Raw genomic sequence first — 26,982 nt, 5'->3', positions numbered from 1 at the left:
CTCAATGGTTAAAACGCTTGTCTCTTTGCATTGATTGGCGAGTGATATGCCGTTTGCTGTCTCCCGCAAATCAGCGTGATATTCGGGGGTTTCCCTCCTTATGCAGGTTAACGAATGCCTTTGTCTGTTTTTGGGTTAACGTGGTTAACAGACTCATAAGTCATACCCTTACTTTCGCTCCCAGTAGGGCGGTATTCCCACCTTTTCGACCATAAAGTCGATAAAGGTTCGGACCTTACGTGGCAATATTCGCTTCTGCGGATAGAGTATCCAGATAGCGGTTTCAGCAGGGAACATACTGAATTCCCAGTCAGGAAAGACCCGTTGAATGTCGCCTTTTCTCTCTGCTTCATGGGACAACCAGTCCGGTAAAATGGCAATTCCCGCATGATTGCAGCAGGCATAAAGCATTGCGGCGCTGTCGCTGACGCTGAGACGATAATGTACAGGTATCCGTCGCCATGCGTCCGTTGAGCCGACTTTACGCGTAAACCACCCTGAACCATGCAGTCGCGAAAACATCACAGTAGCGATCTCTTCTTGCCTGTCGTTGTTGGTCCCGGGAGTTGCTGAAGGGGTGTTCTTTGCAATCCACTGTGGGCTGGCCCAGGCTGAACGCGTTTGTGAGGCCAGCCTTCGGGCATGAATGGATGAGTCAGGCAATACGCCAATACGGATGCTTAAGTCGATACGGGATTCAATCAGATCTTGTATTTCATCATTGAAGCTGATATCCAGCGTAACGTTAGGGTGTAAGCGAAGAAACTCATCAACAAATGGCATAACATGCAATCGGCCAAATGTGCTGGGAACGCTAATGCGTAGCAGGCCGGAAGGGTGTTTATCCAGCGCGGTCGTTAAATGACGCGCTTCTTCCCACTGTAGTAACAATTGTTGAGCATGTGAGTAGAAAAAATCCCCTGTTTCCGTCAACGTTAACCCACGAGTAGACCGGTTAAATAGCGTGACATGTAAGTACTCTTCTAAATCAGAAATATGGCGGGAAGCAGTTGATACTTCGATATTTAATGCTTTGGCCGCAGCACTAAAGCTTTTAAGGTCCGCGGCGCTGACAAAGGTTCTGATTGCAGCTAAATGGTTCATCGAATTTTACGTCTCTTTTATGATGAATGCCTGTTCAGTAACCCACTCATGGCGAAGGCGCTTAATAATAATCGACTTGACTTTATTGCTCATCATTTTTTTCGTCCGTGGCTGTCCTGATATTTATTGGCGTGACTGGCGATGTATAAAAAGGGCATTCCCTGAATGCGAGAAGCCGAATGATAAGAACGGATATTATTTTGCGGTTACCCGCCAGACAGTATTGCCAACATCATCGGCGATAATTAATGCGCCCTGATTGTCCTGTGCGAGCCCCACGGGTGCGCCAGACAGTTCTTTTTCATCTTCGGAGACAACGCCACTAATAATACTTTCAGGTTTACCAACGGGCTTGCCTTCTTTAAATGCGATGAAACTGACGTTATAACCGTTAAGCGGCGAACGGTCCCGGCTACCGTGCTTACTGATGAATACGCCACCCTGGTATTTTTGCGGCAACATCCCGCCAGTATAAAACAACATGCCTAATGGCGCGACGTGGGAACTAAGGCGCCTTGTCTTTGACACAGGCAATAAAAAAACCATAAGGTTCGGGTTGAGAAAATTATAAAAGATGGTCGCAAGGATATTGCACCGTTTGGGAGCGTTATCACTCATTATTCATTCCTCGTCAGGGAGAGTGGGTACGAAGTGTGTTGATACTGTTTTTAGCCACATACATACGGGTGCATTGCAGCAGGGTAAATAACCCGATATGTTATTGGTTATTCATATTAAAAACGCGAAGTGATTATACATTTTGTTAACAGGTTCGATATGTCAAAATATGGAAATCAGTTTTGCATAAATCGCCATACCTTATAATGTTACACTCCGTTATGGTGGTATTCACCTAATCCAGTTACATAGCGTTAATCAGGGTATAACCGGAAACACTACGGAATTACATTGATGTAAGCAGGAGAAAATGTCATGAACTTACCTGTTGTTGCCGTCCTTGGACTCGGTGCCATGGGGCATGCGTTTGCCAGTAATTTGCTAAAAAATGGGTTTACCGTCCACGGCTGGAACCGTTCGCCAGCGCGAGGTGAGGATTTGCTTGCCAGTGGGCTCATCCGTCATGCGACACCACAGCAGGCAGTCGAGTCTGCGGAAGTGATCCTTTCCGTCCTGACGAATGCAGAAGCGACGTTAAATGTGATCCAACAGATAGCACCCGCGTGTCAGGATGGGGCTATCTTTTGTCAAATGGGCACTATTGGCGTAGAGGAAACCAAAGAGGCGGCAAACCTGCTGGAATCACTACGTCCTTCCCTGACTTATCTCGACGCCCCCGTATCGGGTACTAAAAAACCGGCAGAAAATGCGCAAATTCTGGTGCTCGCCAGCGGCGCTCGTACGCGTTGTATGGCGGTTGAGTGCGTGTTTTCTGCGATTGCCCGGCGAACTCAATGGTTTGGAGGTGTAGGGAGTAGTCAAAAAATGAAGCTCGTCCTCAATACGTGGCTGATTATGATGATGCAGGGCGTTGCCGAGAGTACTTTACTGGCGGCAAAATTAGGTTTTACCCCTGCTGAGTTTTGGCAGGCGCTGGATGGTGGGCCACTGGCGGCACCGTATGTGAAAGCTAAACTGGAGATGATCGCGGAAAATCGTTTCCCACCGCAAATGCAGCTCAGTCATGCGCTGAAAGATGCGAATCTGGCACTTGATGCCGCAGGAGAAATCGAGCTCCCCATTCTGACAAAAATTGCCGATTGCTGGGACGATGCGGCAGATAATGGTTATTCAGACCTGGATCTGGCATCGATTTACCTCTGGCTTGCGAAACACTCTCACTTCGGCTCGCAAACTGCTTTATCAGAAGAGGTATGACGGGAACAGTTATGATAAGACCGTTCAGGGGCCCCACGCATTTATGGGCAATCGCGGGTAGCGAATGACCAAAATAGCGATCGTTTCCCGGACGCCTGCATAGTTCAAAAGCTGTCAGGTCCCTGAACTTAGTGATGCCGCTGTGGCCCAATATCCCCTTTGCCGGACGAATAACGCTCAGGATACTTTGGTAAATAATGCCTGGCGGTCGATAATGTCGCCATCCGTGCGAAACAGACCACCTCCGGTGTAGTGCAGGGTTTGCGGCCAAGTCGGCTGGGGGTTCACCCGCGCGGCGACCACTTCAAAAATAAAGAAATTGTAGCTATCGATCATCGCGTCATCGTACAAACGGCATTCGAAATTGCCGTGACATTCGGCAATGGACGGGGCGCTAACCCGCTCGCTTTTTTCCGCCGTCAGCCCAAATTCAGCGAACTTATCGATTCTGTCGCCGCTGCAGTTACCAATTCCCGCGACGATATCTGCCATCTGTGCGTCGGGTAAGTTGATCACGCACTCACCGCTCTGGCGGATCCGCTCATAGCTGAGGTTACCGGCTGAGATCATGCACCCTATCAATGACGGAGTGAACTCGAGAATAGTATGCCAGCCCAGCGTCATAATATTGTTTTTACCCTGCCAGTGGCTGCTGACGAGCACGACCGGGCCGGGTTCCAGCCAGTGACGCACATCATGCAGGGGCCAGGATTGCTTTTTCATCGCGCTATCTCCATGAGTAAGCCTGTTTAAAAGATAGCAAATCCAGAGGATTATCTGGTTACTTTCTGCGCGCTGCGCAACAGGGCGTTGACAGCGCTTTACGGCACGGCCTGCTCTGTTTGATACTGGGAAAACAAACCTTCAAATGCGATAACACGCATTTCGTTCAGGAATGAATAAGGATGAAGAAAAAAGAGTTTGTCACTCAGGATCTGTTAAGCAAAATTTATCAAAGCAGTGAATCCGGGCCGCGCAAACTCCCTCCCGAAAGACAGCTGGCGGAAGAGTATGGTGTCTCCCGTTTTACCATTCGTCAGGCGATTGAAAAGCTGGCCAGCATTGGCGTCGTGCGGGTTGTGCAAGGGTCTGGGATCTGGATTAACGAGCAGGCGCGCAACAATCCGCTGGTCTACAATTCTATCACTGAAAAACGCTTCGATCAGATCCGCTTTCGGCTGGTCAGTCTGCATAAAAAACGTCCCGATCGCGATGAACAACAGATCTTTGGACTGACGGATGACAGTTTTATCTGGCAATTCTGTCGGCTGCGCTTTGTGGATGAAGAGGCTGTGCAAATTGAAATATCGCGCATGCCTGCCGCGGATTTCGCCGATCTGAATCAGCAAATCATCGAGAGCTCATTGCAGCAGTATGTCCTGAGAAAGGGATATCAGATTTCGCACATGCTGACGACCTATCGTGCGGTTGCTGTCAGTCGTGAGCAGGCGGCGCTGCTGGGCTGCAAGAAAGGCAGCCCGGCTATGCACATCAGTAATCGCGGGATTCTGGAAGGGGGTAGAGTGTATGAAATCAGCGATATCATTGATATCCACTACACCTGTACCTATGTGATTCCGCATAACCGGGCAAACCTCGCCTTCCGCCGGGGCGAGGCCTGATTACGGTGTGTGGATTGCGCCATCCGGCAGACGGCTTTGCGTCCACTCGTGCGGGCGGTAAACGACCGGGTAGCGTGCGCCTTCCTCCGCATTGAACGTTACGCCGATGCCCGGCGTTTGCGGCGCATAGATAAAACCGTCTTTCGCCACCGGCGCGCCGGGAAAAACGTTGTTGGTTTCCACTGAACAGGGAATGTATTCCTGGATCGCCGCGTTATGCAGATGAATATTCAGATGCGTGTTAACCGCGACCCCAATGGGAGACATATCGCCAGGACCATGCCAGGCAAGGCGTACACCAAAGGCCTGGCACAGCACGGCCAGTTTTAGTGCCGGAGTGATGCCGCCGATTTGCGAAATATGGCAGCGAATAAAATCGATGCGCCTGTTTACCACCAGTTCATGCCATTCCGCCGGGTTATTAAAAAGCTCTCCCATCGCCAGCGGAACACAGCTTTGCTGACGCACTTGCTCAAGCCAGGCACTCTGCTGCGGCGGCAAAATATCTTCAATAAAATACGGCTGATAGGGCTCCAGCAGCTTCGCCAGTTGTATTGCCTGCTGCGGGAAGAGGCGTTCGTGTACATCATGCAAAATTTGCAGACCAGAACCATACTTTTCCCGTAGCGCCCTGAACATGGCGACGGTATTGTCCATATATTCTTGCTGATCGAACCAGGCGCCGGGCGTTGGGTTTTCCGGAGTATGCAGTTGCGTCGGTGTCCCGCCGTAAAAACCTAACTGACAGCGAACATGACGATAGCCTTGTTCGCGCAGGTGGTCTACGCGGGCAAAGAGCGCTTCCAGCGTTTCACCGCTGGCATGGCTGTAGGCGGCAATGGCATCCCGGGATTGCCCGCCAAGCAACTGATAAAGCGGCATGCCTGCCAGTTGGCCTTTAATATCCCACAGCGCCATATCCACGCCGGATATCGCATTATTTATCACCGGACCGTTTCGCCAGTAGGCGTTAACGTTCATCATCTGCCAGAGATCTTCGATATGATTCGCGTCGCGCCCGATCAACAGCGGTTTCAGATACTCATCAACCATGGTTTTGACCGCCAGCGGACGCTGCTGGAAGGTTGCGCAGCCGTGGCCAGTAAGACCTTTGTCGGTGCTAACCCGCACGGTAATCAGGTTATGTCTGTCCGGGCGAGTGATAAAGCATTCGATATTTTGAATGATGGTTGGCGTCACTGGGAGACTCCTTTACAGCGAAGTGATGTGCCGATAGGGGTATTATCATCTCCTTAATTTTGTACTGTGGTAAACCTTTTTTTAATAAAAATTTTGGTAAGTTATTTTTGTTTAATTTAATTAAAAACCATACCAATTTTATTTTTATCGGGCTTTTTATGGCTTATTGATGGTAATTTGTGATGGAGTTCATGTTTTATTGGTTTGTTTTGAATGTCGACTTTCTCTACCCTTTTGGGCAGATATTAAAACGACAATATTCCTGCAGGAGCATTTATGGGGACGCAAGAAGCCATTACTAATATTATTCGTCTGGTCGGCGGACAGGATAATATCAACAATGTCTGGCACTGTATGACGCGCTTACGCTTTGATCTGGTTGATGATAATAAAGTTGATCAACACGCGATTAAGGCACTACCGGGCGTGCTTGGCGCGCAACTGCAAAGCGATCAGTTTCAGATTGTTATCGGACCGAAGGTAAATAGCTGGTATGAGCAAATGCTGACGGTGCTGGGAAAAGCGCCGCAAAACGAGACGCCTATTCAACGGCGCAAAAGTCTGGTATCGCTGTTTATGGATACGGTTTCCGGGGTGTTTGGTCCCATCGTGCCAGCGATTGCCGGTGCCGGGATGATAAAGGGCCTGCTGGCCGGGTTGATTGCTCTGAATGTGGTCTCGGCGAAAAGCGATACCGTGGTGGTGATTGACCTGATAGCCAGTGGCGTTTTTTATTTTCTGCCATTTTTCCTCGCCGTATCGGCGGCGAAAATTTTCAAAACCAATGAATATCTGGCGGCGGCAGTGGCTGCCTGTTTGATGTATCCATCGCTGATCGATGCTGCAAAGGCGCTGGCGTCGCATCAGGAAGGGGCGGTGAGCGCCTTCTGGTTACTCAACGCGATACCGGTTTCGGTATTTAACTATGCCGCAAGCGTTATTCCGGTGATTTTCTCCATTCTGGCGTTGAGTTATATTCACCGCTGGGTGGACAGGATCATGCCGGACGTATTAAAGACGGTCTTCACGCCGACGCTGACGCTGTTTCTCGCGGCGCTGGCGGCACTGGTGGTTATCGGGCCGATTGGGATCTGGTTGGGTAAAGTGCTGGCCTTGTTTATTCAGGGGTTATTTGGTATTTCAGCCAGTTTTGCCGGGCTGGTTGTGGGGGCGATTCGGCCGATCGCTATTCTTACCGGTATGCATCACGCAATGACGCCCATTGCGTTGCAAAACTTTAGCGAGCAGGGCTATGACATGTTGATGCCGATGATGTTTATGGCGAATATGGCGATTGCCGGGTCGACGTTCGCTATCTGGCGGATAAGTAACAACCGTCAGGACAAAACGGTGACGCTATCGGCGGCAATCTCCGCACTGTTGGGCATTACGGAGCCTGCGTTGTTTGGCGTCCTGACGCGTTATAAAAAAGCGTTTATTGCCGCGACGGTAGCAAGCTCGCTGGCCTCTGCATTTATTGCTTTCTTCGGGGTCCGGCTGTATGGCTATATTTTGTCGAGTATCTTTAGCCTGCCAGCGTATATTGGCCCGTATTTTGTTTTTGCCCTCTCCGGCGTGGTGATCGCGCTGCTGCTTTCTTTCCTGTTAACCACTGTACTGGTAGGTAAAGACACTGTGGAGTAGCTTGACGCTGGTGCGCCTGTTGGCGCGCCAGACGAATGCTCGCTATCTCTTCACCTTCAGCCATCGTCAGTGAGTTATTACCCTTTGCTGCACGGGGCGGCCTGTGATTTTGTTGGCTATTCCGACGTGGCGCCTGTTTTAATATCGTTATGTATTTTTATGTAGGGAACAGCGTTGCGGTCATGCATGCTGTTTCTGTTCATGTGGACGTGTCTGGCGAAGAAAAGGCCACACGACGCCAGTGTCATAAATTTGAAATTTAAATGACATCTTATTGTCATCTTAATGTCATATATAACGTGCAGATTATTGATGGGAAAATGTTGTCGGGTATAAGCTAAAAATATATCTCTGGATTAGCATGTTAACTTCGTGTATTAATTCTATGATGATTTTATTTCACGGGAAGCGTGATTATGACCACAGTAGTTCTGAACGTAAAAATTGATAGCGAGTTAAAAGAAAAACTCCGTCAGTATGCGGAAGAAAATAACGAAAACTTAGGAACGGCCACGGAAAAACTGCTGCAGTTAGCCTTTCAGGTAGCAGAATCAGCAGATGAACCGGCGGTTTCAGAAGAAGATATCGATAACCAGCATGTCGAAGAGGAAACCTCTCCGTTAACCCCTAAAGAAATCAAGGCACTACGCAAAATCCTGAAGAAGAAAAAATGAAACAACAACTCTCTACAGCCAGTAATTATAGCGAAGCCTGTGACATGCTCCGTTCCGGGTACGTTAAACACGTGCGTTTGAACTGGAATATTGGTAGTGATGAGTTCTTTCGCCTTGCCTCCGACTGGTGTGATACAGGGGCTAAAATTAAAAAGGATGGAGACGGCTTTATTATTTCGCTAAAGGGATTTCCAATCCCACGCCAGCATTAATGGAATTATCTCGCTTTTGTCATCGCACTGACATTTTTCGATGACAAGGTTGAAATGCAATTTTATAAAAACATCTCGCAAGTATCATCGATGATGATTTTTGACGGGCTGGCACCAGCCCGTCGACATTTTATTAGATGATTTTCCTGATGCGGAAATGTGTTTTCTGTTCTGTGAGGCTATGCCATATCGGCTGCAAGGTATTAAAAGCCCTGCGCAGCTCTTCGTCCGACAGCGTAAAAGGTAAACGCAAATAACGGTCAAAGGCGCCAGCCAGACCAAATCGGGTTCCTGTCCCAATGTGAATGCCGTGACTTTCCGCGCGCGCGGAGAAGATCGTTGCCAGCATCTCCGGCAATTCAACCCAAAACGAGAGCCCGCCCTCCGGCGGCGTGAAGCGCCAGTGAGGAAAATACTCCGCCATTAGCGCACCGCACATATCCCGGCGGGCTGCCAGCATGTTTCGTCGCAATGGCAACAGGGAATGCTCGTTTTCCAGTAGCCAGCAGCAGGCTAGCTGTTCCAGCAATGGCGTGCCGAGATCGAGAGCGTCGCGCGCCTGAATTAATGAGGCAATTGTTCGCGAAGAGGCGCGGATCCAGCCGATGCGCAGGCCGCCCCAAAAACTTTTCCCCGCAGAGCCGATAGTGATTATCGGTGCGTCGACATTGAACGTTGCCAGCGGCGGCGGCGGTGGCGCGTCATACCATAAATCAATCATTGTTTCGTCCACCACCAGCGTGGTGTGGGTTTGTGCGGCGATATTGGCTACCCGCTGACGGGTGATGTTGTCCATACAGCGACCTGTGGGGTTATGGAAGTCCGGCATCAGCCAGGCCAGCCGTGGCGACGTTTGCGCAATCGTTGCCGCTAAACCGTCGCAGTCCCAGCCCTGCTGCGGTAACGCAACGCCAACCGGGCGGCAGTGCGCCCCCTGAATCGCGCTAATGGCCATGGGGTAAGTTGGCGCATCCACCACGACGCGATCCCCAGGCCCGGTTAATAAACGCAGCACCAGCGCGAATCCGCTGAGCGCTCCATTGACGATCATCACTTCATCGCTACGTGTCGGCAGGCCGTGTTGGTTATAGCGGCTGGCGATTGCGGCGCGCAGCTGCGGTAGCCCCTGTTGATCGTAACCGGTGTTCGCTAAATGCTGCGGCATGATTTTGAGGGCCTGGCGGTAGGCCTGATGAATCTCTGGCCCGGCGCTAAGCGCGGCGACGGCCAAATTGATGGATAACGGGGCCGGGTTTTCCGCTGCCGTCTCCATAGGTCGTTCCGGCAGGGCAATACGCGAACCGCTTCCCTGGCGGCTGTAAAGGTAGCCCTCTTCTCGTAGTTGTCCGAGCGCGCTGGCAACGGTGGTACGGCTGATATTCAGGGATGCCGCCAGTTCACGCTCGCCGGGCAGACGGGTTTCCAGCGGCAGACGGCCATCGAGGATCAGCAGGCGTAACGCTTCCGCCAGTTGACGCCAGAGCGGTGTACGAGAGTGAGATTCCTGCCAGTTGCCGAGCAGGCGTACCAGTGACTGAGAACCAAAGCGACGAGCAGACATAGCGATCCACTTTTTAAAAACTGGCCATTAATTATCAATCCATTTTTACTGATGATGTGGATGATCGCAATTGTCCTGAGGTGAAAAATGATCCGTCGTTTATTGCAGCTTTATATTGGTCTGGTTCTGTATGGCGTATCGACCGCGTTATTTGTGCATGCCAGCCTGGGGGCCGATCCGTGGGATGTGTTTCACCTTGGTATTGGCAAGCAGTTCCGTCTGGATTTCGGTACGGTCATGATTCTGACGGGGGCGGCAGTGCTGCTGCTGTGGATCCCGCTACGCCAAATGCCGGGGCTGGGAACGGTGAGCAATGTGATTGTGCTGGGGCTGGCGGCAAATGCCACTCTGGCGATGTTGCCGCCGCTGGAATCGCTGGTGGCACGCAGTCTGTTGCTGGTAGCGGCTATTGTGCTCAATGCGCTGGCGACGGGGATGTATATTGGCGCAGGTTTTGGCCCCGGGCCACGTGATGGCCTGATGACGGGCCTGCATGCGCGTACCGGCTGGTCGTTGCGCGGCATTCGTACGGTAATTGAAGTTTCCGTCCTGCTGATTGGCTGGCTGATGGGCGGTAATTTTGGCCCGGGAACCGTGCTTTATGCTTTAACGATTGGGCCGCTGATCCAACTGTGCCTGCCGTGGTTTCGCCAGCCCATAGCGGGTAAAGCGCTGGCAAAACCCGATGAGGCGGTTTCCTGATTTTACGCTGTCAGCGGGTACAGAAGCTGACCTGCCGAATCTCCGGAAAACCTGTTGATGCCGGGAAGGCAACTACAGGTTATTCCAGCCATAAAACAGCATATATAAGCCCAGCGCCATAATCAGCGTGCCGGAAATCCATGGCGCTTTGTGGGACAGGGCGTTCAGACCGGGCCAACGATTAGCGACATGCCTGAGACTCAGGGCGGCAATCGCTCCAGAGGCCACTAAGGTGAGCGCAAGCCCGACGCTAAAACTTAGCACCAGGGTGGCGCCCAGCGAGAATTTTTTCAGTTGCAGGCAGATAAGCAGGACGGTAATTGACGCCGGACAGGGGATGAGCCCGCCCGTTAGCCCGAACAGCATAATCTGCCCGGTGGTGGCTCGCTGACTGTTAAAACGACGATTAATTTCTTCAGCGTGCGCGCGCTGGTGAGCATCCTGCTGGCGATCGGCGGCGATCAGCGGATGTTGATGAGTATGGGGATTGTGTCCATGCGGATGATCGTGATGATGGTGCTCATGCTCATGCTCATGCTCATGCTCATGCTCATGCTCATGCTCATGCTCATGCTCATGCTCATGCTCATGCTCATGCGAGTGAGATACCAGCCAGGTACGCCACAGCATCCAGCAGGAAATTAACACGATGAGTATCCCGGAGATCAACTGAAACCAGGGTTCTGATGTTTGCGCATTCCAGCCGCGGCCAAACCACAGCCCCGCCATTGCCACCAGCCAGACCACCGCCGTATGCGACACTGTCGCCGCTAAGCCCAGAAGTACAGCCTGTTTCAGCGTGCCGTGCACTGCCACAATAAATGCCGCCATCATGGTTTTCGAGTGTCCGGGCTCAAGGCCATGCAGCGCACCTAATAGAATCGCTCCGGGGATAAACAGCCAGGCATTGCCCTGTTGCAGCAGTAACGTGAAATCGTTCATATGGCGTTCCTTGACAAACGTGACTGTATACTACTCCCCCCCAGTACGCTAATACTACCCCCCAGTAGAAAAATACTCCGGGGGAGTAGGGCGTGTTATGCTGTTCTCATTGGATACTGTGTTGTCAGTGAAAATGACCTATTAATCAAACCGTGGATCGCGTCATGTCACATACCGTTCGTCACAAGAAGATGTTATTGACCAGATTGAAGAAAATTCAGGGGCAAAGCACCGCTCTGGAAAAAATGCTCAATCGGGAGCATGAGTGTGCAGAGGTTTTGCAGCAGCTGGCGGCGATTCGCGGCGCGGTTAACGGTATGATGCTGCAGGTCATCCAGGGGCATTTAACAGACCATGTGGTTAAAGAGCCGGAAGAAGGCCAGCGTGAAGCTGACCTTGACGTGGTGATGCAGGTGATAAAATCCTATCTGAAATAGCATCAGGTCCGGAGTTGTTCAGGGGCGTCGGATCCGACAACCCACGGGACGCACGGCGTCTTTGATCGCAAAGCCGTCTTCGGGGACGGCGCGCCCGACCAACGCGGAGCCGCTTGCGCCGTTTTTGGCTTTTTCCCTTCGGCGATGGTCGCCAGATTAAGTGCTTCCTTACCGTCGCTATGTATTGTGAATACGTGGCGCATATTCCTGTGCTCAAGCGCAGTCACGATAATCAGACACTGCGTTTAATGGGCATCAGGTGCGGCGATATCGGCGCTAATCCGTTGATCATTTTCGTCGAACACCATGCAGTAGCGATCGTCAAACGCAACGCTGATTTTCTGCCAGGGCTGGAAATGAACGTCGCCGGGCAACAGAACTTTGACGTTATCGTGGCCATAGCACTGGCCGAACAGATAGGTATTGTTGCCCAGTCTCTCAACGACTTCACATTGAAACTCGACAACGGTACCAATATTTACATCCGTTGAAAGGTGTTCAGGACGAATACCAAGCGTAACGGAAGCACCCGGTTGTAACGGTGATGTGGTGATATGGAGCGTCAGATGGTGGTCTTGCGCCATCTTCACGCTAAGTTGATCGGGTTGCCAGGCGGTCACCGTTGCGGGCAGGAAGTTCATTTTGGGCGAACCGATAAATCCGGCGACGAACTTATTCACCGGGTTGTAATACAGCGACATCGGTGAACCCGTCTGCTCTACTTTCCCGTAGTTCATCACGACGATTTTATCGGCCAGGGTCATCGCTTCGACCTGATCGTGGGTCACATAAACCATCGTGGTCTTGAGTTCATGATGGAGTTTGGCGATATGCAGACGCATCTCAACACGCAGTTCAGCATCAAGGTTGGAGAGCGGTTCGTCAAACATAAACACCCGCGGATTGCGCACAATGGCGCGACCAATTGCCACGCGTTGACGCTGGCCACCAGAAAGTTGTTTCGGTTTACGATCTAATAAATGAGAGAGTTGCAGCGTTTTTGCGACCATTTCAACCTGACGGCGAATGTCATCTTTTGGCACTTTGTTGACCTTCAGACCATAACCCATATTTTCCGCCACCGTCATATGCGGATAGAGCGCATAGGACTGGAATACCATGGCGACGCCGCGATGTGCCGGAACGACGTCATTCATCACCTCATCGCCAATCAGCACCTCACCGTCGCTGACCTCTTCCAGCCCGGCGATCATCCGCAGGAGAGTGGATTTACCACAGCCGGATGGGCCCACGAATACCGCAAATTCGCCATCTTCAATATCAAGGTTTATCTGATGCAGCGTCACTGTACTGCCGAACCGTTTAGTGACATTCCTCAGTCGTATATTGGACATCAACATTCCCCAGGTTAGTAGCCGTTGTTTGCCGTTGGGATTTGGACTGTAAACTGTTTTTTGTATAACGTATAACAACTCAGCCTGACGATGCTCAACGACACTAAAATCATGCACTGACTATAACTTCCAGATTTTTCGCGCCCTATATTGAAGTTTCATTTCTGTAATCATGATCACACAACTGGCAGCTTTTAGTGGTTTTATTGGTATTCAAAGCGTAGCGTATAACAAATCAAAGATAACGAGATTGTTGTTCATGAATCGCTATTTCTCAATTGATTAAGCGATTAACCGAAGTCACACTTCACAATTAAAACCATTAAATTGTTATACCTTCACATGAGGTTGATAATGAAAAAGAACACTCTTGCTGCACTGATCCTTACTGCCCTGACTGCCGGGCAACTCGCGAGCGTGCAGGCGCACGCGGCCGGACAGCTAAACGTTTGGGAAGACATTAAAAAAGCCGATGGTATTAAAGCCGCGGTGAGCGATTTTGAAAAGCAGTTCAACGTCAAGGTTAACGTACAGGAGATGCCCTACGCCCAGCAGTTGGAAAAGCTGCGTCTTGATGGACCGGCAGGGATCGGGCCGGATGTGTTGGTGATCCCTAATGACCAGTTAGGTGGCGCGGTTGTCCAGGGGCTGCTGTCTCCTTTGACGATGGATAAAGCAAAGCAGGCGGCCTTTACGCCGGCATCAATCAACGCCTTCCGGATGGATAACGTGCTTTATGGCGTGCCGAAAGCGGTGGAAACCCTGGTACTGATTTATAACAAAGACCTGATCGACAAACCGCTGGATAGCCTGCAGGCGTGGTTCGACTATTCGAAAAAACAGCGTGATGCGGGCAAATACGGCCTGTTGGCGAAATTTGACCAGATCTACTACAGCTGGGGTGTTATCGCCCCAATGGGCGGTTATATCTTTGGCAAAAACGATAAGGGCGGTTTCAACCCGCAGGATATTGGCCTGAACAAGCCTGGCGCGGTGGAAGCGGTGACCTTCCTGAAAAAATTCTACACCGATAAGGTTTTCCCGGCAGGGATCCTCGGCGATAACGGGCTGAATGCCATCGACTCGCTGTTTACCGAGAAGAAAGCGGCGGCGGTCATCAATGGTCCGTGGGCTTTCCAGCCCTATGAAGCGGCAGGGATTAACTATGGCGTTGTTCCGCTGCCAATGCTGCCGGATGGCAAGCCAATGAGCTCCTTCCTCGGCGTGAAAGGCTATGTGGTGTCGACCTGGAGTAAAGATAAAGCGCTGGCGCAGAAGTTCATCGAATTTATCAACCAGCCGCAGTATGTGAAAGCGCGTTACATCGCCACGGGCGAAATCCCGCCGTTGAAATCGATGATCGACGATCCGGTGATTAAGAATGATGAAAAGGCCAGCGCGGTGGCGGTGCAGTCTGCGCGGGCAACGGCAATGCCGGGGATCCCGGAAATGGGTGAAGTCTGGGGGCCGGCCAATGCCGCGCTGGAGCTGAGCCTGACCGGTAAACAGGAGCCGAAGGCGGCGCTTGATAGCGCAGTGAAGCAGATCAAGATGCAAATCGAAGCGATGCAGGCCAGCAATCAGTAACCAGGTGATGTAACAGAACGGGAGGAGGGCCTCCCGTTTTTAGAAGGAGTGGTGTGTGATTATCAATCCCAGCGAAAATATTGCCGAGGCGCGTGGCGCGGGACGCCATGCGTGGTGCGGCCTGTTGCTGGCTATCGTGCCGGGCTTTGGACAGTTTTATCACCGCCAGTGGCTGAAGGGGATTGTCTTCCTGGCGCTGCTGAGCAGTTTTATGCGCATTTTTTATGATTTTCTCAGCGAAGGCCTGTGGGGGTTATACACCTTAGGTGAAGAGGTGCCGCGGGATAACTCTATTTTTCTGCTGGCGGAAGGGATCATCAGCGTACTGGTTATCGCCTTCGGTCTGCTTATCTATTTTCTCTCGCTGCGTGATGCGTGGGTAAATGGCAAAAAACGCGATGAAGGCCTGGCGCTGAATAGCGTACGTAAACAGTATCAAATGCTGCTTAGCGACGGTTTTCCTTATCTGATGATCACGCCTGGCTTTATTTTGCTGGTGTTTGTCGTCATTTTCCCGATTCTGTTCGGTTTCGCGATCGCGTTTACTAACTACAACCTTTATCACACGCCGCCAGCGAAGCTGGTGGACTGGGTGGGATTCAAAAATTTCATCAATATTTTTACCCTGTCCATCTGGCGCTCAACCTTCTTTGACGTGCTGCAATGGACGGTCGTATGGACGCTGCTGGCGACAACGTTGCAATGCACCGTCGGCGTGCTGCTGGCGATTCTGGTCAACCAGAAAGATCTGCGCTTTAAACCAATGATTCGCACGATTTTTATCCTGCCGTGGGCAGTGCCAGGGTTTGTCACGATTCTGGTTTTTGCCGGGATGTTCAACGATTCATTCGGGGTGATTAATAACGCGATATTGTCGTTCCTGGATATTAGTCCGAAGGCGTGGCTGACCGACCCGTTCTGGACCAGGACTGCGCTGATCATGATGCAGACCTGGCTTGGCTTCCCGTTTGTTTTCGCCATGACCACCGGCGTACTGCAGGCGATCCCGGACGATCTCTATGAAGCGGCCACCATGGATGGCGCCAGTGCATATACCCGCCTGCGGACCATTACGCTGCCGCTGGTGCTGTACTCCATTGCGCCGATCATCATCACGCAATACACCTTCAATTTTAACAACTTCAACATTATCTATCTGTTCAACAACGGCGGCCCGGCGGTGGCGGGGTCTAATGCCGGCGGCACGGATATTCTGGTGTCGTGGATCTACAAATTAACGATGTCGTCTTCGCAATACGCCATCGCGGCCACCATTACGATCCTGCTGTCGATTTTTGTCGTCGGTCTGGCGTTGTGGCAGTTCCGCGCCACTAAATCCTTTAAAAATGACGATATGGCGTAAGGGAAGCAACATGGCTAAAGCACCGAGTATTAAACGCGAAAAGTGGATTCGTCTGTCACTTACCTGGCTGGTGGTCATCCTGGTGTCGACGATCATTATTTATCCGCTGATCTGGACGGTAGGGGCGTCGCTGAACGCCGGGAATAGTTTGCTGAGCACATCAATAATCCCGGAAAACCTGTCGTTTCAGCATTATGAGGATTTGTTCAACGGTAATGTGAATTATCTGACCTGGTACTGGAATTCGATGAAGATCAGTTTCATGACCATGGTGCTGACGTTAATCAGCGTCAGTTTCACCGCCTATGCGTTCTCCCGCTTTCGTTTTAAAGGGCGACAGAATGGGCTGATGCTGTTTTTGCTATTGCAGATGATCCCGCAGTTCTCAGCGCTGATTGCGATCTTTGTTCTTTCGCAACTGCTGGGGCTGATCAACAGCCACCTGGCGCTGGTGCTGATCTACGTTGGCGGCATGATCCCGATGAATACCTGGCTAATGAAAGGTTATCTGGATGCGATCCCAAAAGATCTGGACGAGTCGGCGCGGATGGATGGCGCCAGCAGTTTTCGTATTTTTATCGAAATTATCATGCCGCTGTCGAAGCCGATTCTGGCGGTCGTTGCGCTGTTTTCGTTCACCGGCCCGCTGGGGGATTTCATTCTCTCCAGCACCATCCTGCGTACGCCGGATAAGTACACGCTGCCGATTGGCCTGTATAACCTGGTCGCGCAGAAGATGGGGGCCAGCTATACCACCTACGCGGCGGGAGCGGTGCTGATTGCTGTCCCGGTCGCGATTTTGTATCTGGCGCTCCAAAAATACTTTGTTTCCGGTCTGACCTCCGGTAGTACAAAAGGATAATCCCATGAAAAAATTCCCTCCCGTATGGTTTGCTGTTGCTCTGGCATGCTCATTTTCCGCCACTACGCTTGCGGAAGAGACGCTGCAAACCAGGCCGTTTAGCAACATGCCTGCCGATTTTATTAAAGGCGCGGATATCTCCACGCTGCTGGATGCTGAAAAATACGGCGCAAAGTTCTTTAACCACAATAATCAGCCTGAAGACCCGATCGCGATTCTGAAGGCTGATGGTGTGAATTATGTTCGCCTGCGGTTGTGGGTTGATCCTAAAGATGCTCAGGGCCAGCGTTATGGCGGCGGGGATAACGATCTGGCGACGACGCTGGCGCTGGCGAAGCGCGCAAAAGCCCAGGGGATGAAGTTGCTGCTCGATTTTCACTACAGTGATTTCTGGACCGATCCAGGCAAACAGTTCAAACCGAAAGCCTGGGAAAAAATGGATTATCCACAGCTGAAAACCGCGATCCACGACTATACCCGTGACACGATCGCGCGCTTTAAGCAGGAGGGCGTACTGCCGGATATGGTGCAGATCGGCAACGAAATCAATGGCGGCATACTGTGGCCGGAAGGAAAAAGCTGGGGGCAGGGCGGCGGTGAGTTCGATCGTCTGGCAGGGCTGCTTAATGCCGCTATCAGCGGCCTGAAGGAAAATCTTACTCACGGTGAGAAGGTAAAAATCATGCTCCATCTGGCTGAAGGGACCAAAAATGACACCTTCCGCTGGTGGTTTGATGAAATCAGCAAACGCAATGTGCCTTATGACATTATCGGCCTGTCGATGTACACCTACTGGAATGGTCCGATTAGCGCGCTGAAAGCCAATATGGATGATATCAGTCAGCGCTATCATAAAGACGTGATTGTTGTCGAAGCCGCGTATGCTTATACCCTGAAGAACTGCGATAACGCCGAAAACAGTTTTCAGGCAAAAGAGGAAAAGGCCGGGGGTTACCCTGCTACCGTCCAGGGGCAATACAATTATATTCATGACTTAATGCAGGCGGTAGCTGATGTTCCGGATCATCGGGGCAAAGGTATTTTTTATTGGGAGCCGACGTGGATTGCCGTACCGGGAAATACCTGGGCGACGCCTGCCGGTATGAAATATATCCACGATGAGTGGAAAGAGGGTAATGCGCGGGAAAATCAGGCGCTATTTGATTGCCAGGGAAAAGCATTGCCATCATTGAAAGTGTTTAATTAATTATTCAGCTTTATATTTCAGGATGTTTATTATGAAGAAATTTTCGCCTTTGAGCCCGAAGGTCAATGCGCTATTGCATGGCGCCGACTATAATCCGGAGCAGTGGGAGAACTACCCCGATATTATTGATAAAGATATTGCCATGATGCAGCAGGCAAAATGTAATGTCATGTCGGTGGGAATATTTAGCTGGGCGAAACTGGAACCTCAGGAAGGCGTATTTGAATTTGGCTGGCTGGATAATATTCTTGATAAATTGTATGCCGCTGGCATTCATGTGTTTCTCGCCACCCCAAGCGGTGCGCGCCCGGCGTGGATGTCGCAAAAGTACCCTCAGGTGCTGCGCGTAGGCCGCGATCGCGTACCCGCGCTGCACGGCGGACGTCATAATCACTGTATGTCATCGCCGGTTTATCGCGAGAAAACCTTGAAAATCAATACGCTGCTGGCAGAGCGTTATTCTCATCATCCGGCGGTACTGGGCTGGCATATTTCCAACGAATATGGCGGCGAGTGCCACTGTGATCTGTGCCAGCAGCGATTCCGCGACTGGCTGCAAGCGCGCTACAAAACGCTGGATAACCTCAATCATGCCTGGTGGAGCACTTTCTGGAGCCATACTTATAGCGACTGGTCGCAGATTGAATCTCCGGCTCCGCAGGGGGAGATCTCAATTCATGGCCTCAACCTTGACTGGCATCGTTTCAATACCGCGCAGGTGACTGACTTCTGTCGTCATGAAATCGCCCCGCTGAAAGCGGCGAATGCCGACCTGCCGGTCACAACCAACTTCATGGAGTATTTCTACGATTACGACTACTGGCAACTGGCGCAGACGCTGGACTTTATCTCATGGGACAGTTATCCCATGTGGCACCGTGATAAAGACGAAACCACGCTGGCCTGCTACACCGCCATGTATCACGACATGATGCGCAGCCTGAAAGGGGGGAAACCTTTTGTATTGATGGAATCCACGCCGAGCACGACCAACTGGCAGCCGACCAGTAAGCTGAAGAAGCCGGGAATGCATATTCTCTCTTCCCTGCAGGCGGTGGCGCACGGCGCTGATTCAGTGCAGTATTTTCAGTGGCGCAAGAGTCGCGGTTCGGTGGAGAAGTTTCATGGTGCGGTTATCGACCATGTCGGCCATCTGGACACGCGCGTGGGCCGTGAAGTCACTAAACTCGGTGATATGTTAAGCAAGCTCCAGGGCGTGGTGGGGTGCAGAACAGAGGCTAAAGTCGCGATTATTTTCGACCAGCAAAACCGCTGGGCGCTGGATGATGCGCAGGGGCCGCGTAATCTCGGCATGGAGTATGAAAATACCGTCAACGAGCACTACCGTCCGTTCTGGGAACAGGGTATCGCGGTTGATATTATTGATGCTGACGTTGATCTGAGCGCTTATCAACTGGTCATTGCGCCGATGTTATATATGGTTCGCGACGGCTTTGCCGAACGTGCCGAGGCGTTTGTGGCTAACGGCGGCCATTTAGTGACAACATACTGGACGGGGATTGTTAACGAATCGGACCTGTGCCATCTCGGTGGTTTCCCTGGCCCGCTACGTAAATTGCTGGGTATCTGGGCGGAGGAGATCGACTGTCTGAATGATGGTGAACGTAATCTTGTGCAGGGCCTGGCTGGCAATGAAGGCGGATTGCAGGGACCGTATCAGGTACGCCATCTGTGTGAACTGATTCATACCGAAACGGCGCAACCGCTGGCGACCTACCGCGATGATTTTTACGCAGGAAGACCGGCGGTCACCGTGAACCACTTCGGCAAGGGCAAGGCCTGGCATGTGGCTTCGCGCAACGATCTGGCCTTCCAGCGGGATCTCTTTGCCACTCTCAGCGAAGAACTGGCGCTGCCGCGTGCGGTTGAAGTCGAATTCCCGCCAGGCGTGGTGGCGACCGCGCGTACCGATGGTGAAACCACGTACGTATTCCTGCAAAACTTCAGCGCACAGCAGCATAGCGTAACCCTGCCGCAGGGCTATCAGGATAGTCTTACCGCGACGGCGCTGAATGGGCCGTTAACGTTAAATGCATGGGATTGTCGTGTCCTTAGCCGTAACGCGTAATTTTTCTTTACCCGCGCCTGCCCCTGAGAGCAGGCGTTTTTTTATCTGTCTGTCAGGAGTCTGTTATGGTGAGTTTGAAATCCTTTCTGAATTATTTTTCTCAACCCCGTAAGATGGAACCGTTGAGTCATGCGGAACAACAACAGATTGAAAATTTAATTCAGGCCTTTGGCGGTGAGAGCAACATTATTAATGTTGATGCCTGTATTACCCGTTTACGGGTTACGGTAAATAATCTGGCGGTTATTGATTCCCGGTCTTTGCAGCAGCAGGGGGCGCTTGGTGTAATTATTCTTGGGCAACAGGTACATGCTATATTCGGGAAGCAGTCTGATGCCTTGCGACAATTACTTGATGAACACTTTGCCAGCCGTAAATAAAAAATGGGATAACCCAATAATGGGTTATCCCGAAAATATAGCAAGCATTCAATGGCAATAATGATTACCGGAGGGTAATTAACGACCTTACAGTGGGAGATAAAACAGATTTAAATATCATTACCACCAGGCTTCTACCTGGACACCAAAGTTCCACGTATTGTTGGCTGTTTGATCTTCGAACGGCTTACCATTCTCAGAATCATTCAGCCAGGATGCGAAAATACGCAGTTCCGGGCGTGACATAAAGTCTGGACCATCCGCCAGACCCAGTGCAATGGTGTATTTTTCACCTGCCTGTTTGTAATCGGTATTGTTCTTGTAGCTATCTTTCTGGTAAAAACCGCCCACTTCGCCAATCAGACGCACGTAGTCGGTGAACTGATATTGCCCGCGAGCCACCAGCGAGATCATACGCGTTTTATCCGTGTACTCAGTAATGTTATCCGCCGATCCCCAGGTCAGTACATGGTTAACGGAGAATTTGTCGGTAATCGGGATTAAACCCGTATTGATCACGCGATAGCCGGTGGCGTCATTAACGTAGTGCCACATGTCATACCAGCCGCCGCCCTGGGAGACCATGTTTTGCGCCAGCCCTTTATTCGCATACTGCAACACCGTCTTGTTGTAGCCGCCCAGCATATCCTGACTGATTTCACCGGTCAGCATAACGCCATTTTCAGCATCATATAGCCCGCCGTAGGTGTCTTGCTTCTTGGTGGTGTTCGGCATCGCATAATCGATACCAAATTCTGTCCATGAACCGGACCAGGGCTTCCAGCCTGCGTAGCGTAGATCGAGGTAATTAATGTTGACGTTGCTGTCGCCATCGACGCGATAGTCAACGTCGTTGGCGTCTCCGCGGATCCAGGCAAATGAGACGGCGCCTGGGCCGAATGTGTAATTTTCAATCCCCGCGCCGGAACCGGAAATGTTCCAGTATTTGGTGTCGATGATGTGGAGATCGTGGCGCTGATAGTAGCGTTTACCGCCCCAAATGACGGCATTCGGATCGCCGGGAATCAGGCCTTTGATTTGCAGGTTCAACTGACGTAGGCCGAACTGCGCATCATCATCCAGCGTTGTTTCGTTATCGTTAGAGCCATCAGACACCATGCTGACCATGCTGTCGAGATAAAAACTGACGTCGTCTTTTTTGTAAACTTCTGAACCTAACTCCAGCTCGCCATAGGTATCGGATTCATTACCCAGACGTCCCAGTTTATTTTTTTGCCATTCGGCTTCACTTCCGTCACCGGAGACCCCAACTCCGGCGCGCAGATAACCATGAAAATCGATACCCGGGACTGTAGCGGAAGCGGCAAACACGGATGGTGAAATCAGCGCAGCGGCCAACGCAACGGAGAGTGTGCGTAGCGTAGTGTTCATGTCATTCCTCTTATTTTTTGTATTACGTTCACATAACAAGTGTCATAAAAGTCCTAAATCAGAGTCCAGGCAAATGGATGATCGCTATAGTGTGATTAACTGCAAATAAATAAGCGGGTTTTGTTACGGGTAGTGAGTCTATTCACATTTTGTTGTATTGTGAACGTCATACTTTTTGTGAGGATTGTTGTTCAGGAAGTGCTGCAATGGGCGTTTTTTAAAATTGCCCCTGTTACAATCCAGGGATAACAATATAAGGAACCGGACCATGAAGTCTAAAAGCGCGACCTTAGAAGATGTTGCCCGCCATGCGGGTGTCTCCTATCAGACCGTGTCCAGGGTACTCAATAAGTCTGCTAATGTATCCAAAGCCACGCGCAGTAAGGTAGAGAAATCCATTAAAGAATTGCGGTATGTCCCTAATCGTCTGGCACAACAACTGGTCGGTAAGCGGAGTCATACCGTGGGTCTGGTGACGACTTCCCTTGCATTGCATGCGCCGTCCCAGGTTGCTGCGGCGGTGAAACGCTATGCGAATATGGAAGGGTATCAGGTGCTTATTTCAATGATCGATGAGAGCGTCAACCAAAGTATTCAGGATTCGATCAATGAACTGAAGTCCCAGCGGGTAGATAAGGTTATCATCAATGTGCCGCTTGAGACTGAAAAAGCACAGAAAATTGCGGTTGATAACGATGATATCGTCTGTCTTTTTTTGGATGTTGATCCCTATAGTTCTGTGTTTAACGTTTCGTTTAATCCGGCTGATGGTACCCGGGCCAGCGTCAAATACCTGTATGAAATGGGTCATCGGGAGATCGCCGTACTGGCCGGGCCTGAAAGCTCGGTATCGGCAAGATTACGTTTGAAAAGCTGGATAGAGACGCTGGAAAGTTATGGGCTACAGCCAGTAACGGTGATTCGCGGTAACTGGGATGCGCAGAGTGGTTATGCGGGGGCGCTACAAATGCTGCGTGAAACGCCAAACTTTACTGCGGTTCTGGTGGGCAATGACCAGATGGCGCTTGGCGTGCTGAGCGCGTTTCATCAGCATCAGGTACCGATCCCGGGAGAAAAGTCAGTCATTGGTTACGATGATACTTATGAAAGCTCTTTCTTTTATCCGGCGCTAACAACCGTATCGTTGGATCTTGATCTGCAGGGAAAAGAAGCCGTGCGTCGCATCCTTGATAGCGGCGATAACGAGACATCCCATACATCTTCTATTCTCCCGGCTCGTCTGGTGGTACGCCACTCTAGCGGGCCTAAAACGGAATCTGGTAAAAACCTGCAATCTATTGCCGAGCAGCTACGGGTGCTGGCGCATCAGTTAAATCCTTAATCCGGAGAAGGGCGGCCAGTGCCGCCGACTCTCTATTACCCACGGAGTTGTCATGGTTGATCTTTGTATCGGTCTGGCGTATTTTATTGTTATGTTATAACATATTATTGAGGCCATGATGAAACCCAATATTCATCCGCACTACCGCACGGTGGTCTTTCATGACACCAGCGCCAACGAGTATTTTAAAGTCGGTTCAACGATTAAAACTGAACGTGAGATTGAACTGGAAGGCGTCACGTATCCCTATGTAACAATTGATGTGTCGTCCAAATCGCATCCTTATTACACTGGCAAACAGAAAACGTTCAACAATGAAGGCAGTACCGCGCGCTTCCGCCAGCGTTTCGGTGGCTTTCTTGATGCGAAAAGGAGCAAATAATGCAGGTACTTAATTCCTTACGCAGCGCCAAACAGCGCCACCCGGATTGCCAGATCGTTAAGCGCAAAGGGCGGCTGTACGTGATTTGCAAAAGTAATCCCCGCTTTAAGGCCGTGCAGGGACGTAAAAAAAGACGTTAACGGAAACTTTCCAGTCTGCGTAACTGTTGGCCGTCGGCGCTGAAATTGTCGGCGGCCAGCCATTGCCGTATCGCTTTATCAATTCGCGGCCACTCGCTATCGATAATGGAAAACCAGTCGGTATCGCGATTGTGGCCTTTTACCACCAGCGCCTGCCGAAAGCGCCCCTCGTACTGAAATCCCAGCCGCAGCGCCGTCCGACGAGAAGGCTCGTTCAGGCTATTACATTTCCACTCGTAGCGGCGATAGCCGAGAGTTTCAAACACGTAACGCATCAGCAGCCACTGGGCTTCGGTTGCCATTGCCGTGCTATGGCGAAGCGGCTGAGGTCGTCGCGCAATACTCTCGACAGCGCCCTGGAGCAACCGAAGGATATCTGCGGCATAGCCATCAGGAAACGTATGTTGCAGCGCTGAAATCACTGGGAAAGGATAACGAGGAAGAGCTGATTGTCGTGCTCTCTGAGCGTTTGCAGACATGATAGACAGGCACGCATCATGACTCGCCAACGTTACACTTTACGCCGGGTGTCCCTGCAGTGAATTATTTCCCGCTTTTTATCTGGCGTCGGCTCCTTGACAAGTTATTGCGTGAAGAGGGGGGCGTATTGTTGGGCTCTGGCGACACGCAAGGAGAACCGGAGGCTATGGCAGGCGATTGCCCGTCATCTGGCAGCGTTAAGCCGTTTTTATCTTGACGCGAAAAACGCCAGAAGCGGCTTGGTTTTGGGCTACGGTAATACGTCCGCCGCGCATTTTATTCCGGCGTTGCGGACGCTGAATCGTCTTATTGGGCCGTTCCGTCGCGGGTAAGAGAAAATACATCGTAGAATGAAAGCTCACCTTTGGTATCAATCATTTTCCGCAACTGCGTTTTTTGTTTATCGGCGACGCGGGGGGATTGCAGGATACGCTCGATCAGCTGGTTGGGAACAAATCGGGTGTTGTACCATTCGCCGTTGTAGCAAACGCGAAAGTCCAGTACATCAATATCCTCGTAGCGATAGCGGGGATAGACATCAAAGAAGAAAAAACCGTTTAGCAGAACGAACAGGACGATAAGCAGCCACACGGAGTCTACCAGCGTTTCTGAACGCATCATCACAACGAGTGTGGCCAGGAAAGCCGCGTACATGGCAACAAACAGCCACGGGTGATGACGAATAAAGCTAATACTAAAACGCGGACGGTTGTCGCGTTTCTCCTTTATATTAAGCTCATCAATGGTGTTCTTCAGCAGTTGCTGTATTTCTGTCATCTTATTCCTCAAATTCTGCTATACCCAGTCACACTGCAAGTTGCATATGCGTTGGCCGCGGATGGCGCAGCCCATCCATGTACCCTGGTCTGGCCCAGCCTGAGGTTATTTTATGTTGCGCAAAACACAGGGGAAAGTAACAGATTGGTTGTAGAAAAGCATAACAGTTACCGTCGACTGCGGCGGGGAGCGTCATTTTTCTGAGGAACTCGCGTCGTTATCATCGTTGCGGACTATCAATAAATGCGCTCCGCATCGTCTCGCCGGGCCTGTTTCCCTTAACATTTCTTCTTCGGGGGCTGAATCACTGTAATGTACCACAAGACACCTGGCAGGCAGGCGAAAGGCTCGCAGCAAAACACCCCAGCGAGATGGCTCTCACCGACGATCATCTGATGTTCATTTCACGGCGGCTGCTTTATTTATGGATTGCGTATGCCGCCACAGCACATAATGAAACCGGTTTCATTACCGGAGTTGGCTAACATATATGAATGACTCCACATTTATTATCTGTATCAGGGGATGATGTTTACGGTAAAGGTCATTCAACTTTCATTCGAAATGCACTAGCGGATAAATTTCCAGACTGAAGGAGGAATTTTGTCGTACAGCTTATTCATCGTCAACTCAGCAAGGCGATGGTCGGCCGCTGAGTAAAATACCGCCAGTTCATTATCGGAAAGTTCATATTTATTTTTTTCAATTACACGCTCCAGCGTATCAATTGTCTGACAGCGTCGTAAACGCATCAAATAGTCTATTTTGGTTAATGTTTTAGTGGACATAAATTCACCCTTTAATTGTAATAATGCTAACAAGAAAGACTGACCGGGTTTTCCCGGCAGGCGTTCACAAAGCTACGGAATAACCGGTTTCCCGATTTACGCCATTTCTGTAGATCGGCCGTGTTAATGCCGTAGTTGCTGAACAGGACGAAAGTATCATCCAGGTATTCGTCAAGCTGGGTTACCAGTTTATTCTCTTCAGCGTACTTAATTTTATAATTAAGTGCGAACGCGGCAATGTGCTCGATCAAGTCATTTAGTTGAAGATTGATAGCCGAAGTCGGATCATTAACCCAACCGTGGTTACTTTCTTCCAGGTTTGCAAGACAATCATGATACAGGGTTTCACAGAGAAATCTAAGTTGTGCAATATCATGCCTTTTTGGCGAGTATTCGTCCATAACGCATCCCCTTTTAAGTGGTTTAAACGACGACTATCAACACCGTTGTGGGATGAACACGACTAACAGACCTGACACATACATTGTAATCTTACTTTTTAATTATAATCCACTCCTAAAAACATTTCATCGTGCTATTACGAAAAATTACAATTATCATTTATCACGGCACCCGGATTTTTATTATATCGTGACATTAACCTGGGCGGAAAGGGAAGAGTGAGCTTATATTTCATCAGGTTAGCCGGCAGTTTTCAATGTTATTGAGGGATGCCCGCGTTGTAGTTTATCTATTTTTTAAGAAAAGTACCGATGAATTTTCATCAAACTCAACTGTTCGTATGAAGCGGATGGTTTTGCATGGCAGAGACGCGATTCAGGTTCTCTGTATCAGGCCGCAGGGTTCTGCGTACGGCATAAATGCCTTTCTGGTCATAGGATTATCTTTTGGATGTGCTCTCTGGCACCAGCGTCTGGCATTACGATCCCTGAAGGCATAAACA

General features: G+C 50.6%; 26 protein-coding genes and 3 pseudogenes. 17 read left to right on the top strand and 12 right to left on the bottom strand.

Annotation, left to right across the window (positions count from 1 at the left end; genetic code table 11):
* Nucleotides 1-168 precede the first annotated feature (168 nt).
* On the bottom strand, nucleotides 169-1,104 hold the full coding sequence (locus tag FE839_RS00525) for a LysR family transcriptional regulator (protein WP_138358061.1): 936 nt from the start codon (nucleotides 1,102-1,104) through the stop codon (nucleotides 169-171).
* Between the two features lie 195 nt (nucleotides 1,105-1,299).
* Nucleotides 1,300-1,614: pseudogene (locus FE839_RS00520) on the bottom strand (PQQ-dependent sugar dehydrogenase); the annotation flags it as partial.
* 423 nt (nucleotides 1,615-2,037) lie between these two features.
* Here FE839_RS00520 and FE839_RS00515 point away from each other — a divergent pair.
* The gene (locus FE839_RS00515; RefSeq protein WP_138358059.1) at nucleotides 2,038-2,940 is read left to right on the top strand and encodes an NAD(P)-dependent oxidoreductase; all 903 of its coding nucleotides are present in this window, start codon (nucleotides 2,038-2,040) and stop codon (nucleotides 2,938-2,940) included.
* A 177-nt stretch (nucleotides 2,941-3,117) separates the two neighbouring features.
* On the opposite strand, the gene FE839_RS00510 is transcribed toward FE839_RS00515, so the two are convergent.
* Nucleotides 3,118-3,663 (bottom strand): flavin reductase family protein, encoded by a 546-nt coding sequence (locus FE839_RS00510; protein WP_138358057.1) that lies wholly within the window; start codon nucleotides 3,661-3,663, stop codon nucleotides 3,118-3,120.
* 182 nt (nucleotides 3,664-3,845) lie between these two features.
* On the opposite strand from FE839_RS00510, the gene FE839_RS00505 reads away from it, so the two are divergent.
* Nucleotides 3,846-4,562 (top strand): GntR family transcriptional regulator, encoded by a 717-nt coding sequence (locus FE839_RS00505; protein ID WP_138358055.1) that lies wholly within the window; start codon nucleotides 3,846-3,848, stop codon nucleotides 4,560-4,562.
* Here FE839_RS00505 and FE839_RS00500 read toward each other — a convergent pair whose 3' ends face one another.
* Nucleotides 4,563-5,762, bottom strand: coding sequence for an enolase C-terminal domain-like protein (locus FE839_RS00500; RefSeq protein WP_138358053.1), 1,200 nt, complete (start codon nucleotides 5,760-5,762; stop codon nucleotides 4,563-4,565).
* A 276-nt stretch (nucleotides 5,763-6,038) separates the two neighbouring features.
* On the opposite strand from FE839_RS00500, the gene FE839_RS00495 reads away from it, so the two are divergent.
* The 3 genes from FE839_RS00495 (at nucleotide 6,039) to FE839_RS00485 (ending at nucleotide 8,292) form a co-directional block, all read left to right on the top strand.
* On the top strand, nucleotides 6,039-7,406 hold the full coding sequence (locus FE839_RS00495) for a PTS transporter subunit EIIC (protein WP_138358051.1): 1,368 nt from the start codon (nucleotides 6,039-6,041) through the stop codon (nucleotides 7,404-7,406).
* A gap of 416 nt (nucleotides 7,407-7,822) precedes the next feature.
* Nucleotides 7,823-8,080: a hypothetical protein gene (locus FE839_RS00490; protein WP_138358049.1), complete on the top strand. Its 258-nt coding sequence runs from the start codon at nucleotides 7,823-7,825 to the stop codon at nucleotides 8,078-8,080.
* Complete coding sequence (locus FE839_RS00485; RefSeq protein ID WP_138358047.1) at nucleotides 8,077-8,292, top strand: hypothetical protein; 216 nt, start codon at nucleotides 8,077-8,079, stop codon at nucleotides 8,290-8,292. The genes FE839_RS00490 and FE839_RS00485 overlap by 4 nt, the downstream gene beginning before the upstream one ends.
* 133 nt (nucleotides 8,293-8,425) lie before the next feature.
* On the opposite strand, the gene yczR is transcribed toward FE839_RS00485, so the two are convergent.
* Nucleotides 8,426-9,853 carry a MocR-like transcription factor YczR gene (gene yczR, locus FE839_RS00480; RefSeq protein WP_138358045.1) on the bottom strand — a complete coding sequence of 476 codons (1,428 nt, stop codon included), beginning with the start codon at nucleotides 9,851-9,853 and terminating at the stop codon, nucleotides 8,426-8,428.
* Nucleotides 9,854-9,940: 87 nt separating this feature from the next.
* Between yczR and yczE the strand changes: the two genes are divergently transcribed.
* A complete protein-coding gene (yczE, locus tag FE839_RS00475; RefSeq protein WP_138358043.1) occupies nucleotides 9,941-10,555 on the top strand; it encodes a membrane protein YczE in 615 nt (204 codons plus the stop codon).
* A gap of 72 nt (nucleotides 10,556-10,627) precedes the next feature.
* On the opposite strand, the gene FE839_RS00470 is transcribed toward yczE, so the two are convergent.
* On the bottom strand, nucleotides 10,628-11,497 hold the full coding sequence (locus tag FE839_RS00470; RefSeq protein ID WP_138358041.1) for a nickel/cobalt efflux protein RcnA: 870 nt from the start codon (nucleotides 11,495-11,497) through the stop codon (nucleotides 10,628-10,630).
* A gap of 164 nt (nucleotides 11,498-11,661) precedes the next feature.
* Between FE839_RS00470 and FE839_RS00465 the strand changes: the two genes are divergently transcribed.
* A complete protein-coding gene (locus tag FE839_RS00465) occupies nucleotides 11,662-11,934 on the top strand; it encodes a metal-sensing transcriptional repressor (protein WP_138358039.1) in 273 nt (90 codons plus the stop codon).
* A gap of 245 nt (nucleotides 11,935-12,179) precedes the next feature.
* On the opposite strand, the gene FE839_RS00460 is transcribed toward FE839_RS00465, so the two are convergent.
* Complete coding sequence (locus tag FE839_RS00460) at nucleotides 12,180-13,289, bottom strand: ABC transporter ATP-binding protein (protein ID WP_138358037.1); 1,110 nt, start codon at nucleotides 13,287-13,289, stop codon at nucleotides 12,180-12,182.
* Nucleotides 13,290-13,643: 354 nt separating this feature from the next.
* Between FE839_RS00460 and FE839_RS00455 the strand changes: the two genes are divergently transcribed.
* From FE839_RS00455 to FE839_RS00430, 6 genes are all read left to right on the top strand, one after another.
* Nucleotides 13,644-14,876: a maltodextrin ABC transporter substrate-binding protein gene (locus FE839_RS00455; protein ID WP_138358035.1), complete on the top strand. Its 1,233-nt coding sequence runs from the start codon at nucleotides 13,644-13,646 to the stop codon at nucleotides 14,874-14,876.
* A 55-nt stretch (nucleotides 14,877-14,931) separates the two neighbouring features.
* Nucleotides 14,932-16,239: a carbohydrate ABC transporter permease gene (locus tag FE839_RS00450; RefSeq protein ID WP_138358033.1), complete on the top strand. Its 1,308-nt coding sequence runs from the start codon at nucleotides 14,932-14,934 to the stop codon at nucleotides 16,237-16,239.
* 10 nt (nucleotides 16,240-16,249) lie between these two features.
* The gene (locus tag FE839_RS00445) at nucleotides 16,250-17,101 is read left to right on the top strand and encodes a sugar ABC transporter permease (RefSeq protein WP_138358031.1); all 852 of its coding nucleotides are present in this window, start codon (nucleotides 16,250-16,252) and stop codon (nucleotides 17,099-17,101) included.
* Nucleotides 17,102-17,105: 4 nt separating this feature from the next.
* Nucleotides 17,106-18,308 carry a glycoside hydrolase family 53 protein gene (locus tag FE839_RS00440; protein ID WP_138358029.1) on the top strand — a complete coding sequence of 401 codons (1,203 nt, stop codon included), beginning with the start codon at nucleotides 17,106-17,108 and terminating at the stop codon, nucleotides 18,306-18,308.
* 31 nt (nucleotides 18,309-18,339) lie between these two features.
* Complete coding sequence (locus tag FE839_RS00435; RefSeq protein ID WP_138358027.1) at nucleotides 18,340-20,397, top strand: beta-galactosidase; 2,058 nt, start codon at nucleotides 18,340-18,342, stop codon at nucleotides 20,395-20,397.
* Between the two features lie 65 nt (nucleotides 20,398-20,462).
* Nucleotides 20,463-20,777 carry a PTS sugar transporter subunit IIB gene (locus FE839_RS00430; protein WP_138358025.1) on the top strand — a complete coding sequence of 105 codons (315 nt, stop codon included), beginning with the start codon at nucleotides 20,463-20,465 and terminating at the stop codon, nucleotides 20,775-20,777.
* 120 nt (nucleotides 20,778-20,897) lie between these two features.
* Here the strand turns inward: FE839_RS00430 and FE839_RS00425 are convergent, their stop codons facing one another.
* Entirely contained in the window at nucleotides 20,898-22,169 is a 1,272-nt protein-coding gene (locus FE839_RS00425; RefSeq protein WP_138358023.1) for a maltoporin, read from the bottom strand.
* Between the two features lie 268 nt (nucleotides 22,170-22,437).
* Between FE839_RS00425 and FE839_RS00420 the strand changes: the two genes are divergently transcribed.
* The 3 genes from FE839_RS00420 (at nucleotide 22,438) to ykgO (ending at nucleotide 24,033) form a co-directional block, all read left to right on the top strand.
* The gene (locus FE839_RS00420) at nucleotides 22,438-23,511 is read left to right on the top strand and encodes a LacI family DNA-binding transcriptional regulator (RefSeq protein ID WP_138358021.1); all 1,074 of its coding nucleotides are present in this window, start codon (nucleotides 22,438-22,440) and stop codon (nucleotides 23,509-23,511) included.
* Nucleotides 23,512-23,629: 118 nt separating this feature from the next.
* Nucleotides 23,630-23,893, top strand: coding sequence for a type B 50S ribosomal protein L31 (locus FE839_RS00415; protein WP_138358321.1), 264 nt, complete (start codon nucleotides 23,630-23,632; stop codon nucleotides 23,891-23,893).
* Complete coding sequence (ykgO, locus tag FE839_RS00410; protein WP_003859006.1) at nucleotides 23,893-24,033, top strand: type B 50S ribosomal protein L36; 141 nt, start codon at nucleotides 23,893-23,895, stop codon at nucleotides 24,031-24,033. Before FE839_RS00415 ends, ykgO begins: the two co-directional genes overlap by 1 nt.
* Here ykgO and FE839_RS00405 read toward each other — a convergent pair.
* Nucleotides 24,030-24,356, bottom strand: a pseudogene (locus FE839_RS00405) (GNAT family N-acetyltransferase); the annotation flags it as partial. The gene ykgO and the pseudogene FE839_RS00405 overlap by 4 nt on opposite strands.
* Between FE839_RS00405 and FE839_RS25055 the strand changes: the two are divergent.
* Nucleotides 24,339-24,719 (top strand): annotated as a pseudogene (locus FE839_RS25055) (PLP-dependent aminotransferase family protein); the annotation flags it as partial. The pseudogenes FE839_RS00405 and FE839_RS25055 sit on opposite strands and share 18 nt — an antisense overlap.
* 100 nt (nucleotides 24,720-24,819) lie before the next feature.
* On the opposite strand, the gene FE839_RS00400 reads toward FE839_RS25055, so the two are convergent.
* The 3 genes from FE839_RS00400 to tomB all read right to left on the bottom strand — a co-directional run bounded on the left by FE839_RS00400 (nucleotide 24,820) and on the right by tomB (nucleotide 26,479).
* Complete coding sequence (locus tag FE839_RS00400) at nucleotides 24,820-25,290, bottom strand: YlaC family protein (protein ID WP_138358019.1); 471 nt, start codon at nucleotides 25,288-25,290, stop codon at nucleotides 24,820-24,822.
* A 569-nt stretch (nucleotides 25,291-25,859) separates the two neighbouring features.
* Entirely contained in the window at nucleotides 25,860-26,078 is a 219-nt protein-coding gene (locus FE839_RS00395) for an HHA domain-containing protein (protein WP_138358017.1), read from the bottom strand.
* A gap of 26 nt (nucleotides 26,079-26,104) precedes the next feature.
* On the bottom strand, nucleotides 26,105-26,479 hold the full coding sequence (tomB, locus tag FE839_RS00390) for an Hha toxicity modulator TomB (RefSeq protein WP_138358015.1): 375 nt from the start codon (nucleotides 26,477-26,479) through the stop codon (nucleotides 26,105-26,107).
* Between the last annotated feature and the right edge of the window lie 503 nt (nucleotides 26,480-26,982).

The sequence above is a fragment of the Klebsiella indica genome, assembly GCF_005860775.1.
Lineage (GTDB): Bacteria > Pseudomonadota > Gammaproteobacteria > Enterobacterales > Enterobacteriaceae > Klebsiella > Klebsiella indica.
This window is presented reverse-complemented; position numbering and strand designations above follow the sequence as displayed.